The sequence below is a fragment of the Streptomyces sp. P9-A4 genome (genome assembly GCF_036634195.1).
GTDB lineage: Bacteria > Actinomycetota > Actinomycetes > Streptomycetales > Streptomycetaceae > Streptomyces.
The window spans coordinates 5,282,620-5,295,189 of the sequence record NZ_JAZIFY010000001.1; the positions used below are offsets into that span (position 1 = coordinate 5,282,620).

11 protein-coding genes are annotated in these 12,570 nt (G+C 73.6%); 6 read left to right on the forward strand and 5 right to left on the reverse strand.

The window, feature by feature from the left end; genetic code table 11:
- Positions 1-78: 78 nt before the first annotated feature.
- Both V4Y03_RS23970 and V4Y03_RS23975 read left to right on the forward strand, forming a co-directional pair.
- A complete protein-coding gene (locus tag V4Y03_RS23970; protein WP_317875539.1) occupies positions 79-1,104 on the forward strand; it encodes an ATP-dependent 6-phosphofructokinase in 1,026 nt (341 codons plus the stop codon).
- 276 nt (positions 1,105-1,380) lie between these two features.
- Positions 1,381-2,574: a helix-turn-helix transcriptional regulator gene (locus tag V4Y03_RS23975; protein ID WP_332436246.1), complete on the forward strand. Its 1,194-nt coding sequence runs from the start codon at positions 1,381-1,383 to the stop codon at positions 2,572-2,574.
- Between the two features lie 21 nt (positions 2,575-2,595).
- Here V4Y03_RS23975 and V4Y03_RS23980 read toward each other — a convergent pair whose 3' ends face one another.
- The 4 genes from V4Y03_RS23980 to V4Y03_RS23995 all read right to left on the reverse strand — a co-directional run bounded on the left by V4Y03_RS23980 (position 2,596) and on the right by V4Y03_RS23995 (position 6,539).
- Positions 2,596-3,336, reverse strand: coding sequence for a tyrosine-protein phosphatase (locus V4Y03_RS23980; protein WP_332436247.1), 741 nt, complete (start codon positions 3,334-3,336; stop codon positions 2,596-2,598).
- 27 nt (positions 3,337-3,363) lie between these two features.
- Entirely contained in the window at positions 3,364-3,972 is a 609-nt protein-coding gene (locus tag V4Y03_RS23985) for a helix-turn-helix transcriptional regulator (protein WP_332437254.1), read from the reverse strand.
- A 144-nt stretch (positions 3,973-4,116) separates the two neighbouring features.
- A complete protein-coding gene (locus V4Y03_RS23990) occupies positions 4,117-4,815 on the reverse strand; it encodes a response regulator (protein WP_332436248.1) in 699 nt (232 codons plus the stop codon).
- Positions 4,812-6,539, reverse strand: coding sequence for a sensor histidine kinase (locus V4Y03_RS23995; RefSeq protein ID WP_332436249.1), 1,728 nt, complete (start codon positions 6,537-6,539; stop codon positions 4,812-4,814). Before V4Y03_RS23995 ends, V4Y03_RS23990 begins: the two co-directional genes overlap by 4 nt.
- Positions 6,540-6,668: 129 nt before the next feature.
- Here V4Y03_RS23995 and V4Y03_RS24000 point away from each other — a divergent pair, with 129 nt between their 5' ends.
- From V4Y03_RS24000 to V4Y03_RS24015, 4 genes are all read left to right on the forward strand, one after another.
- Entirely contained in the window at positions 6,669-8,081 is a 1,413-nt protein-coding gene (locus V4Y03_RS24000; RefSeq protein WP_442809780.1) for a cation:dicarboxylate symporter family transporter, read from the forward strand.
- Positions 8,082-8,460: 379 nt separating this feature from the next.
- Complete coding sequence (locus tag V4Y03_RS24005) at positions 8,461-8,871, forward strand: MerR family transcriptional regulator (RefSeq protein WP_332436250.1); 411 nt, start codon at positions 8,461-8,463, stop codon at positions 8,869-8,871.
- A gap of 5 nt (positions 8,872-8,876) precedes the next feature.
- Positions 8,877-9,215 carry a thioredoxin family protein gene (locus V4Y03_RS24010; RefSeq protein WP_317876990.1) on the forward strand — a complete coding sequence of 113 codons (339 nt, stop codon included), beginning with the start codon at positions 8,877-8,879 and terminating at the stop codon, positions 9,213-9,215.
- Positions 9,216-9,383: 168 nt separating this feature from the next.
- Entirely contained in the window at positions 9,384-11,627 is a 2,244-nt protein-coding gene (locus tag V4Y03_RS24015) for a HelD family protein (protein ID WP_332436251.1), read from the forward strand.
- On the opposite strand, the gene V4Y03_RS24020 is transcribed toward V4Y03_RS24015, so the two are convergent.
- Positions 11,602-12,492, reverse strand: a complete 891-nt coding sequence (locus tag V4Y03_RS24020) for a ScbA/BarX family gamma-butyrolactone biosynthesis protein (protein ID WP_332436252.1) — start codon at positions 12,490-12,492, stop codon at positions 11,602-11,604. The two genes, V4Y03_RS24015 and V4Y03_RS24020, sit on opposite strands and share 26 nt — an antisense overlap.
- Positions 12,493-12,570: the final 78 nt, after the last annotated feature.

Consider the following 12,570-nt stretch of genomic DNA (forward strand, 5'->3'; position numbering starts at 1 on the left):
GAGCGGCCCGGTCAGGTCCGGCGTGTGAGAATTGCGGTGGCTCACCACGGAACGCGACCGAGCAGGAGACACAGCACGATGCGCATCGGAGTTCTCACCGCAGGCGGCGACTGCCCCGGCCTGAACGCAGTGATCCGGTCGGTCGTGCACCGGGCGCTCACCGGCCACGACGACGAAGTCATCGGTTTCGAGGACGGGTTCAAGGGGCTGCTCGACGGGCACTACCGCCCCCTCGACCTCAACGCCGTCAGCGGCATCCTGGCCCGCGGCGGCACCATCCTCGGCTCGGCCCGGCTGGAGCGCAACCGGCTCCGCGAGGCCGCCGAGTCCGCCCCCGACCTCGCCCGCACATACGGCATCGACGTCCTCATCCCCATCGGCGGCGAAGGCACCCTGACCGCCGCCCGGATGCTCTCCGACGCGGGCATGCCCGTCGTCGGCGTCCCGAAGACGATCGACAACGACATCTCGTCCACGGACCGCACCTTCGGCTTCGACACCGCCGTCGGCGTCGCCACCGAGGCGATGGACCGCCTCAAGACCACCGCCGAGTCCCACCAGCGGGTGATGGTCGTCGAGGTGATGGGCCGCCACGCCGGCTGGATCGCCCTGGAGTCCGGCATGGCCGGCGGCGCCCACGGCATCTGCCTCCCCGAGCGCCCCTTCCAGATCGACGACCTGGTCAAGATGGTCGAGGAGCGCTTCGCCCGCGGCAAGAAGTTCGCCGTCATCTGCGTCGCCGAGGGCGCCCATCCGGCCGAGGGCTCGATGGAGTACAAGAAGGGCGAGATCGACCAGTTCGGCCACGAGCGCTTCCAGGGCATCGGCAACCGGCTCGCCGTCGAGCTGGAGCGGCGCCTCGGCAAGGAGGCCCGCCCGGTCATCCTCGGTCACGTCCAGCGCGGCGGCACGCCGACGGCGTACGACCGGGTGCTCGCCACCCGCTTCGGCTGGCACGCGGTGGAGGCCGCGCACCGCGGCGACTTCGGCCGGATGACGGCGCTGCGCGGCACGAACATCGAGATGGTGCCGCTGGCGGAGGCCGTGACCCAGCTCAAGACGGTCCCGGGGGACCGCATGCTCGAGGCGGAGTCGGTGTTCTAGGGCCTGTCGGCCCCTTCGGCCGACCGGTTGTCCGGTCCGCCGTTCGGCCCTTCGGCCGGGACCTTCGGCCCGACCTGTCCCGGATCCCGACCGGGACCCCGGCGGACCCGAGCGGCCCCGACCGTCCCCCCGTGGACGGTCGGGGCCATATCTGTGTGCCCGGCATCACCCCCGGAAATACCGGATTCCACTCTTGAGCCGGAGCGCGCGATCAACAAGGCTTGGGGCCTGTCCCGGACATGTCCCAGACCCGTCCGGCGGAAGGGAGACGCGCGGATGAGCCCGGGGGAGCACGCCCCTGACCCGCGGGAGGCACGGACGCCCGCCGAGTTCCTCGCGCGGCTCCAGGCCCTCAAGGACTGGTCGGGCCTGACCTACCGCGACCTGTCGGCGCGGGCGGAGGCGCGGGGGGACGTCCTGCCCCGGTCCACCGTGGCCAACATGCTGGCCCGCGCGACCCTGCCCCGTGAGGGACTGCTGACCGTCTTCGTCCGCGCGTGCGGGGCGCCGCCGACGGAGCTGGCGCACTGGCAGACGACACGGAGACGGCTGGCGGGGGCACGGGGGGAGGGGGAGGCGGGCGCGGGTCCCGACGAGGGCGTGGGCCCCGATGCGGGTACGGGTACGGGTACGGGTGCGGGCCGTGGCGGTACGGACACGGGGGCGCCCGGCCCCTCGGGCTCACCGGAAGCCTCCGGGGCGTCCGGTGCCTCGGAGGGCCCCCGGCCCTCCGATACGCCCTGGCTCTCGGACGGGCTTCGGCCCTCAAATACGCCCCGGCCCTCGGACGGGCCCGGTCCCGCCCACCGCCCGCCGTCACCCGTCTGGCCCGTGGGGCCCGACGCCCAGGGCGTCCCCGACCCCGCCCCGTCGCGGATACGGCGCGCCCTCGTCGCCCTCGTCGCGGTGGCCGGGCTCGTGCTCGCCGGTGTCAGCGTGGTCGCCTTCCTGCGCGACGGGCACACCGGGCCCGCCGGGCAGCCGCCCCGTACTCCCGTCGCCTCCGCCGCCGCGCCCGTCGCCGGGGACGTACGCATCCGGGTGACCGGTACCGGCCTCTGCCTCGGGGAGCGGCGCGGCACCCGGACCGGGCAGGTCCACCAGGTGCCCTGCGCCGAGGCGGGCGTGCCGCTCTACTCGTTGGTGGCGGTGGGCGCCGGCCGGTGGAGGATCGCCTCGGACCACCCGGACTTCGGCCCCGGCTGCTCGGGCATACCGTCCGGCGGGCGCATCCCCGGTGCCGCGTACGAGGACTCCGAGTGCGGCGACCCGAGCCGGGTGGAGACCTTCGCCCTCGAACCGTACGGCCGTCCCGTCCGGGGCCACCGGATCGTCCCGGTCGGTTCCGCGACGCCCGGCGGCTGCGTCACGGTCACCGGTGACCGTGACGCGGCCTGGGCGCCGCTCGCCCAGGCGCCCTGCGCGCCGGACGCCGCAGGCCAGCTCTTCACCTTCGAGCGCCGGGACTGACCGGGCCGAGCGGCGCGGCGGCTACGGGACCTCCACGAGCCGGGCCCTGAGTGCCGTCACCACCGCCAGGTCGAGCCCGACATGGCCGGTGACGTACGCGTCCACGGAGCCGTACCGCGCGCGCAGGTCGGCGAGGAACAGCCGGATGATCTCGGCGGGCGCCCGGCCGTACCCCGGCCAGCGCGGCTCCCGGCCGGGGTGCGTCGACCGCCAGTCGGCGATCAGCCGCTCCGTGGCGAGTTCGGTGAGCGCGAAGTCCGCGAGGATCTCCTCGTCAGGGACGCCGAGGAGGGCGAGGAGGACGGCCGCGAGCAGACCCGTACGGTCCTTCCCCGAGGCGCAGTGGAAGACGAGCGGCCCGTCGGCCGAGGCGATGACCTCCAGGGCCGTACGGAGTTCGGCCGCGCCGTCCTCGGCGACCTCGGCGAAGCGGTCCGCGAGGTAGCGCCAGGGGTCGAGCGCGGGGTCGATCTCCGCCTGGTCGTAGGGGCGGTGCTCGATGGAGAGGTTGTGCCAGGCGATGCCCGGGGTCTCCGGCAGACGGCCCTTGGCGACGATCTCCCACGGGTAGCGCAGGTCGATCACGGTGGCCACGGCCAGCGCGCGGAAGCGTTCCAGGTCGTCCGGTCCGGCGTCCGCGAGCTTGGCGAGGGAGTCGGAGCGGTAGAGGGTCTCCCACCGCACGGTCCCGCCGTCGGCGGTCCGATAGCCGCCCAGGTCACGGAAGTTGTGGAGTCGTTCGAAAGGTATGTGTCGTCTCACGACGCCAATGTACGGAGCCGCGCCGGCTCAGACGCCCGTGGCCGTCCAGAAGTGGCCGGTGATCCCGTCCAGGTACGCGCGGCCCTCGTCGCCGGTCGCGGCCGAGGCGCCCCAGCTGCTGGTCGCCGCCATCCGGGCGTGGTATTCGGCGTGCAGCCGCCGGAGCGCGGACTCCACGGTCCGTTTGGGCAGCGGCAGCATCTTCACCGCCGGTTTCACGTACGCCTGCCAGCGCGTGGTCGCGGCGTCGCGCAGCAGCGCGGCGAGACGCTCGTCGCCGCCGGTCGCGGTGATCAGGGCGCGCGGGCCGAGGCCGAGGACCTCGGCGAGGGCGGCCGTCTGGCGTTCGGTGCCGCGCCAGCGCCCCTCGTCCTCCATCCGCTGGTACGCCTGGGCCGAGAGCCCCACGTGCCGGGCCAGCTCGTCCGCCGTGAGCCCGCGCGCCATGCGGTGCTCGCGCAGGCTGGAGGCGGCGGCGATCAGCTCGGCGGGGGAGCACCACAGCACACCGGCGAGGGCGGTGAGTTCCTGCTCGCCGGGGACGGCGCGGCCACGTTCCCAGGCGAGGACGGTGTCGGGGTGGACGAGGAGGCCGTACTGCGCGCGGAGGCCGTACGCGACATGGCCCGGGGTCATGCCGAGGCCCTCGCGGAGCCGACGGGCGGCCAGGGCGTCGAAGGGCGGGGAGGGTTGGTGCACCCGGCCACGGTAGTGCGGAGGGTGACGGCCGGCTACGGTGCGTTCCGCCAACGTCCGAGGTCGTAGGAACGTGGGAACCGATCAGTAACCGCGGTTCCCGCCGTCCAGCCAGCGGTACTGGAGCTCGGGCCGGCCGATCTGGCCGTACTGCGGGGCGCGTACGGCCCGGCCCCCCGTGACCAGGTGCTCCAGGTAGCGGCGGGCGGTGATCCGGGAGATCCCGACGGCCGCGCCGGCCTCGGCGGCGGTGAGCCCGGCGGGGGCGGCCCTGAGGCCGCGGGTGACGGCCTCCAGGGTGGGCGCGCTCAGGCCCTTCGGGAGGGTCGCGGGGTGCGGGGCCCGCAGGGTCGCGAGGGCCCGGTCCACCTCGTCCTGCCCGGAGGCCTCACCGGCGGAGGCCCGGAACTCGGCGTACCGGGCGAGCCGGTCCCGGAGGGTCGCGAAGGCGAAGGGCTTCAGGACGTACTGGACGACGCCGAGGGAGACGCCCTCCCGTACGACGGCGAGGTCGCGGGCGGAGGTCACGGCGATGACGTCGGCGGAGTGCCCGGCGGCGCGCAGCGCGCGGAGCAGCTGGAGGCCGTGCCCGTCGGGCAGGTACAGGTCGAGCAGGATCAGGTCGACCGGCGTCCGGTCGAGCACGCGCACGGCGGCGGCGCGGGAGTGGGCGACACCGACGACGGTGAAGCCCTCGACGCGTCCGGCGTAGAGCGCGTGGGCGTCGGCGGCGACGGGATCGTCCTCGACGACGAGAACGCGAAGGGGCGCGACACCACTCATGCGGACACCTCGGTGGTGGGGTTGTCGGTGCTGGGGGTACGGGTGGGGCGGGCGCCCGGGCGGGGGCCGACGACTGCGTGTGCGTGTGCGTGTGCGTGTGCCTGGGCGGGTGCGGGCGCGGGTGCCGGTGCGGTGCCCGCCAGCGGCAGCCGGACCGTGAACTCCGCCCCGCCCTCCGCCGCGTCCGTCACGTCCAGCGTGCCCGACGCGCGGGAGACCGCCTGGCCGACCAGGGCCAGGCCGAGGCCCCGGCCGGGGCCCCGGGTGGTCCAGCCGCGGCCCAGGACCGCGTCGCGGTCGGCCGGGCGGACGCCGGGGCCGCTGTCGCCGACCCGGAGCAGCAGCTCGCCGTCGCCCGTCCGGGCCGCCACGGTGACCGTCACCCGCGCGTGCGGGGTGCCGCCCGCCGCCTCCACGGCGTTGTCGATCAGATTGCCCAGGATCGTCACCAGGTCACGGGACGGCAGCGTCGCGGGGACCAGGCCGTCGTCGATCCGGCTGTCCTCGGTGAGGACCAGCTCCACACCCCGCTCGTTGGCCTGCGCCGCCTTCCCGAGCAGCAGCGCCGCGAGCACCGGTTCGCCCACGGCGTCGACGACCCGGTCGGTCAGCGCCTGGGCGAGCTCCAGTTCCGCCGTCGCGAACTCCACCGCCTCCGCCACCCGGCCCAGCTCGATGAGCGACACCACGGTGTGCAGCCGGTTCGCCGCCTCGTGGGCCTGCGAGCGGAGCGCCTCCGTGAACCCCCGCTCCGAGTCCAGCTCGCCGGACAGCGTCTGCAGCTCGGTGCGGTCCCGGAGCGTGACGACGGTGCCGCGCCGCTCCCCGCCCACCACCGGGCGGGTGTTGACGACGAGGACCCGGTCGGCGGTCAGATGCGTCTCGTCGACGCGCGGCTCCGAGGACAGCAGCGCGCCCGTCAGCGGCGCGGGCAGGCCGAGTCCGGTCGCCGGCCGGCCGACGGCCCCCTCGTCCAGGCCGAGCAGCTCCCGCGCGCCGTCGTTGATGAGGGCGATCCGCCGCTGCCCGTCGAGCATCACGAGCCCCTCGCGCACCGCGTGCAGCGCGGCCTCGTGGTAGTCGTGCATCCGGCTCAGCTCCGTCGCGTTCATCCCGTGCGTATGGCGGCGCAGCCGCGCGTTGACCACGTACGTGCCCGCGCCGCCGAGCGCCAGCGCCACGCCCGCCATGCCGAGCAGGGCGGTGACCTGCTCGCGTACCTGCTCGCTGATCTTGTCGATGGTGATGCCCGCGCTGACCAGCGCGACCACCCGGCCGTCGCCGTCGAGGACCGGCGCCACCGTCCGTACGGAGGGACCGAGGATCCCCAGGTGGGTCTCGGAGTACAGCCGGCCGGCCCGCGCCTGCTCGATGTGCCCGAGGTACGTCCGGCCGATCTGCTCCGGCTCGGGGTGCGTCCAGCGGGTGCCGTCCGGGGCCATGATCACCACGAACGCCACGCCCGCGTGGCGGCGCAGCGACTCGGCGTACGGCTGGAGGGCCGCCGTCGGGTCGGCGGAGCGGGCCGCGGCGACCACCGAAGGGGAGTCGGCGACGGCGGCGGCGGTCGCCGTCGCCTGCCGCCGCGCGGTCTCCTCGGCCTGCGCCCGGTCCGTGACGTACGCGAAGACCGCGCACCCCGCCACGACGACGGCCACCAGCACGACCTGCATCGCGAAGAGCTGGCCGGCCAGGCTGCGGGGGCGGGGGAGGGGGAAACGCATGCGGGTAAGTGTGCACGCCGGAATTTGCTCCGGAGCATTGCGTTCCCGAATCGTTCCCTTCCCGCGCGGGCCGCCCGACGTTTCGGCCGTGAACGAAACGTACGCAACGGTGACCCCGGTCACAGGCTGATGGATAGTCGCGGAGTCCACCGGGACGTGGACACCCATCAGCACGAGGAGGACCCCGTGGCCGCACGCCGGGACCGTACCCACTATCTGTATCTGGCCGTCATCGGCGCCGTACTGCTCGGCATCACGGTCGGGTTCCTGGCCCCGGGCGTCGCCGTCGAGCTCAAGCCGCTGGGCACCGGCTTCGTCAACCTGATCAAGATGATGATCTCGCCGATCATCTTCTGCACGATCGTCCTCGGCGTCGGCTCGGTGCGGAAGGCCGCCAAGGTCGGCGCCGTCGGCGGGCTCGCCCTCGGCTACTTCCTGGTCATGTCGACCGTCGCACTCGCGATCGGCCTGGTCGTCGGCAACCTCCTGGAGCCCGGATCCGGCCTCCACCTCACCAAGGAGGTGGCCGAGGCCGGGGCCAAGCAGGCGGAGGGCGCGAGCGAGTCCACGCCGGACTTCCTGCTCGGGATCATCCCCAAGACCATCGTCTCCGCGTTCACCGAGGGCGAGGTCCTCCAGACCCTCCTGGTCGCGCTGCTCGCGGGCTTCGCCCTGCAGGCCATGGGGTCGGCCGGCGAGCCGGTCCTGCGCGGGATCGGGCACATCCAGCGGCTGGTCTTCCGCATCCTCGGCATGATCATGTGGGCCGCCCCCGTCGGCGCGTTCGGCGCGATCGCCGCCGTCGTCGGCGCGACCGGCGTCGACGCGCTCAAGTCACTGGCCGTCATCATGATCGGCTTCTATCTGACCTGCGCGATCTTCGTCTTCGTCGTGCTCGGCGCGATCCTCAGGCTGGTCGCCGGGATCAACATCTGGTCCCTGCTGAAGTACCTGGGCCGCGAGTTCCTGCTGATCCTCTCCACCTCGTCCTCCGAGTCGGCCCTTCCCCGGCTCATCGCGAAGATGGAGCACCTGGGCGTCAGCAAGCCGGTCGTCGGCATCACCGTGCCGACCGGCTACTCCTTCAACCTCGACGGCACCGCGATCTACCTGACGATGTCCTCGCTCTTCGTCGCCGAGGCGATGGGCGACCCGCTCTCGCTCGGCGAGCAGATCTCGCTGCTCCTCTTCATGATCATCGCGTCGAAGGGCGCGGCGGGCGTCACCGGCGCCGGACTCGCGACCCTCGCGGGCGGTCTCCAGTCGCACCGGCCCGACCTGGTCGACGGGGTGGGCCTGATCGTCGGCATCGACCGCTTCATGAGCGAGGCGCGCGCCCTCACCAACTTCGCGGGGAACGCGGTGGCGACGGTGCTCGTCGGTACGTGGACCAAGGAGATCGACAAGGCGCGGGTGACGGAGGTGCTGGCGGGGCGGGTGCCGTTCGACGAGAAGACGCTCGTCGACGAGCACGCTGCCGCGGTGCCGGTGCCGGATCAGCGGGCCGAGGGGGGCGAGGAGAAGGCGCGGGCCGGGGTGTGACGGCGGAGGCCGGAGCCTGACGGCGGGGCGGGGCGGGGGTTCTTTCCCCACCCCGCCCCTTCCCGAACCGGGGCTCCGCCCCGGACCCCGGTCCTCAAACGCCGGACGGGCTGAGATGAGCCCCGGACCGGAGTGAACCCCCGGCGGCGGGCCGAGATGAGCCCCGCACGGGCCGAGAAGCGTCAGCCGTTCAGTTCTCTCAGTTCTTCCTCCGTCAGTTCCAGCCCGGTCGCCCCCGCCGAGTCCCTGAGAGCTGCGCGCGATGCCGCCGAGCACCTCGATCGTGCTCACCTCCCCGGCGGAGCGGAAACCGCTGCCGCCGCCGGCATCACACCGACTCCTTGCCTTGACGTCGGCGTCAAGCCGTACGGTCGGGGACATGCGCATCGGAGAGCTGGCCGAGCAGGCGGGGACCACCACACGGACCCTGCGGTACTACGAGTCCCGCGGTCTGCTGACCGCCCGGCGTACGGAGCAGGGGTACCGCACGTACGACGAGGACGACCTGCGGCTGCTCCAGCAGATCAGGACCCTTCAGGACTTCGGGTTCGAGCTGGAGGAGACGCGGCCGTTCGTCGACTGCCTGCGCGCGGGCCATCCGGCGGGGGACTCCTGTCCCGCGTCGATCGCCGTCTACCGGCGGAAGGTCGCCGAGCTGGACGGGCTCATCGAACAGCTCCAGGCGGTACGCGCCCAGGTGGGCGCCCAGCTGCTGCGGGCCGAGGCGGAACTGCCGCACGGCCCGGAGCCCCGGTGCGAACTCGAAACGGTGACGGATGCGGAGGGGTGACGGAGTTGACGACGTACACGGAGAGCGTGGCCGAGGTCACGGACGCGGACTTCGGGACGGAGGTGCTGGGGGCCGAGCTGCCGGTCCTGGTGAAGTTCACCGCGGAATGGTGCGGGCCGTGCCGGCAGCTGAAGCCGGTGCTCGCCGCCATCGCCACGGAGGAGGCGGCCCGGCTGCGCGTCGTGGAGATCGACGTGGACCGCAACCCGGAGACCGCGCTGCGGTACGGGGTCCTCGCGACCCCGACGATGATGGTCTTCCGGGCGGGGGAGCCGGTGAAGTCCCTCGTGGGCGCCCGGCCGAAGCGCCGTCTGCTGGCGGACCTGGAGGACGTCCTCGGGTAGCCCCGGCGCCCGGAGCTTCCGCAGGGCATACAGAAATACCCCGACTAGAATTGACAGTCGGGGTATTTGCTCGCGTATATTAATGGATTCCGTGTCTGTCGCGCCATTTAGGCACACCAGAAACACGGAGAAGTTCAATAAACGCACTGTATCGCGCCGGGAGTCGAATTGTCAACCGAGGAATTTCGGAACGAACAGCAATTCATCACCGATCTCTACGCACGGCTCGACGTCCTGCGGGACGAGGCCGAGGCCGCCGTCGAGCGCGCCCTGCGCACCCCCGGGGTCGGCGGCAACCAGGGCCGTCTCGAACGGGACGTGATGGTCGCCGAGCAGTCCGGGCTCCTCGCCGCGTTCAACGCGGGCGAGAGCGGGCTCTGCTTCGGGCGCCTGGTCTTCAAGGACGGCCCCGACCACCACATCGGCCGGCTCGGCATCCGAGAGGACGACCCGAACCGCACCCCGCTCGTCGTGGACTGGCGCGCCGAGATCGCCCGCCCCTTCTACCTCGCCACCGGTTACGAGCCCATGGGGCTCTCCCGCCGCCGGCACATCACCACCAGGGGGCGCGAGGTCGTCTCCCTCCACGACGAGGTGCTCGACCTCGCCGACGCCACCCGCACCGGCCACGAGAGCCGCGACGCCGACGAGGTGCTCCTCTCCGCGCTCGACGCCGCCCGCACCGGCCGGATGCACGACATCGTGCAGACCATCCAGGCCGAGCAGGACGCCATCATCCGCTCCCCGCACCGCGGGGTCCTCGTCGTCGAGGGCGGCCCCGGCACCGGCAAGACCGCCGTGGCGCTGCACCGGGCCGCGTACCTCCTCTACGCGCACCGCGAGCAGCTCGCCAAGCGGGCCGTCCTCATCGTCGGCCCCAACCCGGCCTTCCTCGGCTACATCGGCAACGTCCTGCCCTCGCTCGGCGAGACCGGCGTCCTCCTCGCCACCCCCGCCGAGCTGTTCCCCGGCGTCCGCGCCACCGGCACCGACACCCCCCGCGCCGCCGCCGTGAAGGGCGACCTCGCGATGGCCGGGGCGCTCGCCGCCGCCGTACGGGACCGCCAGCAGGTCCCCGAGCGCGGCGAACCGCTGATCGTCCCGCACGAGGACGGCGACCTCGTCATCGACTGGGACATGGCCCTGGAGGCCCGGCACAAGGCACGCGAGACGGCCCTCCCCCACAACCTGGCCCGCCCGTACTTCGTCTTCCGGATCCTCGACGCGCTCGCCGAGCAGCTCGCGGACCGGATCGGCGCCGACCCGTACGGCGGCCCCAACTTCCTCGGCCCCGACGACATCGCCCTGCTCGCCAAGGGCATCGCGGGCAACCCCGAGGTCCACGCGGCGATCGACACCCTCTGGCCCGCGCTCACCCCGGGGGAGTTCCTCGCCGGCTACCTGGCCGAGCCCACCCACCTGGCGGACGCGGACGCCGACGAGATCCGCCGCGACGGCGGCCCCTGGACCCCCGCCGACGTGCCGCTGCTCGACGAGGCCGCCGAACTCCTCGGCGAGGACGACTCGGCCGCCCGCGCCGCCGAGGAGGCCGAACGGCAGAAGCAGGTCCAGTACGCGCAGGGCGTCCTCGACGTCTCCTACGCCTCCCGCACCTACGAGTTCGAGGACAAGGAGGAGTACGACAAGGACGCCTCCGAGGTCCTCTCGGCGCACGACATCATCGACGCCGAGCGCTTCGCCGAGCGCCACGAGGAGGCCGACCACCGCACCGCCGCCGAGCGGGCCGCCGCCGACCGCACCTGGGCCTTCGGCCACATCATCGTCGACGAGGCGCAGGAACTCTCCGCGATGACCTGGCGGCTCCTGATGCGCCGCAGCCCCAACCGCTCGATGACCCTGGTCGGCGACCCCGCCCAGACCGGCGACCCGGCCGGCGTCGGCGCCTGGGAACGCATCCTCGCCCCCTACGTCGAGGACCGCTGGGAGCTGGTGCGCCTCGGGGTCAACTACCGCACGCCCGCCGAGATCATGGCGGTCGCCGCCGAGGTGCGAAGGGCCGACGACCCCGGGTTCCAGCCCCCGAGTTCGGTGCGGTCCACCGGGGTCGAGCCCTGGGACCGTACCGTCGAGGACCCGGTGAAGGAGGCCGCCGACGCGGTGGCGGCCGAGCTGCGCGCCGAGGGCCGGATCGCCGTGATCGCCCCGCCGGAGCTGCACCCCGGCCTGGTCGCCGCCCTGCCGGAGGCCGCTTACGGACCGGCCCCCGACCTCACCCGGCCGGTGGTCCTGCTCGACCCCCGGCAGGCGAAGGGCCTGGAGTTCGACACCGTCCTCGTCGTCGATCCGGAGGGCATCGTCGCCGGCGCCGTCCACGGCACCAACGACCTGTACGTGGCGCTGACCCGGGCGACCCAGCGCCTCGGGATCATCCGCTCCGCAGCGCGCAGCTGAACAGCGGCTCGCCTTCCTGGTGGCCGGTGACCCGGACCGACCCCGCCGTGCTCCCGGGCTCCGCCCGGAGCAGGCAGGGGCCGCCGTCGAACTCGGCGTACCGGTGGAAGGCGATCCGCAGCTCGGCCGGCACGAAGGGGCGGGGCCAGGCGGCGGCGGTGGCCGCCTGGCGGGCGGCTTCGAGGAAGAGCATCCCCGGTATGTGGTCGTTGGGGCGCTGGAAGAGGGTGGGGTGGCCGGTGTCGACGACCAGTTCCCAGGCGTCCGCCCGGTCGCCCGGGGCGAGCAGCACGTCCTCGGGCCTGGTCCGGCCGGTCCGGTCCGCCGGGATCCGGCGGGCGTCCGGTCCCGGCCGTACGACCCCGGGCTCGACGTGTCCGCCGCGCAGTCTGCGGTAGGCCCCGGGGCCGGCGAACCGGGCGTCGGCCCCGCCGGTCGCGACGACGCCCGCCGCCCGCCGCACGGTCCACTCGACCCGCATCCGGCTCAACTCTCCGCCCCGGGAGACGAGTTCGGTGAACCGGACCTCGATGTCGACGTCCTCGCCGGCCACCGCGAGCCCCGCCGGGTCGCAGGAGAGGGATATCTCGCCGAGCAGGATGTGCCGGGTCAGCGGCATGCCGTGGGCCGCGTGCAGGAGGGCCATGGTGGACTGCCGCAGCGTCTCCACGACGAGCAGCGGGTCGTGGCACCGCTCGTCGCCCCGGCCGAGCGGGGCGAAGAACGGGTGGTCGGCGGGCCAGGTGGCCCGTACCGCGAAGCGCTCCCGCCCGTCGAGCGGCCGCCACTCGACGGGGAAGGTGTCCTCGCCGCGCGCCCGGTGGCAGAGCTGCGGCGACAGGGGCCGCTCCACGGTCTTCTGCATGGTTGTCCCCGCTCGTCCGGATCCGTCGGCACGATCCGAGAGCGAAGATAGCCGAACAGAGGGCGGTGTGTCCGAACG

Coding starts and splice junctions, on each gene's coding strand:
- V4Y03_RS23970 (WP_317875539.1), top strand. CDS start 79: ATGCGCATCGGAGTTCTCACCGCAGGCGGCGACTGCCCCGGCCTGAAC.
- V4Y03_RS23975 (WP_332436246.1), top strand. CDS start 1,381: ATGAGCCCGGGGGAGCACGCCCCTGACCCGCGGGAGGCACGGACGCCC.
- V4Y03_RS23985 (WP_332437254.1), bottom strand. CDS start 3,972: ATGACCCCGGGCCATGTCGCGTACGGCCTCCGCGCGCAGTACGGCCTC.
- V4Y03_RS23990 (WP_332436248.1), bottom strand. CDS start 4,815: ATGAGTGGTGTCGCGCCCCTTCGCGTTCTCGTCGTCGAGGACGATCCC.
- V4Y03_RS23995 (WP_332436249.1), bottom strand. CDS start 6,539: ATGCGTTTCCCCCTCCCCCGCCCCCGCAGCCTGGCCGGCCAGCTCTTC.
- V4Y03_RS24000 (WP_442809780.1), top strand. CDS start 6,669: ATGGATAGTCGCGGAGTCCACCGGGACGTGGACACCCATCAGCACGAG.
- V4Y03_RS24005 (WP_332436250.1), top strand. CDS start 8,461: ATGCGCATCGGAGAGCTGGCCGAGCAGGCGGGGACCACCACACGGACC.
- V4Y03_RS24020 (WP_332436252.1), bottom strand. CDS start 12,492: ATGCAGAAGACCGTGGAGCGGCCCCTGTCGCCGCAGCTCTGCCACCGG.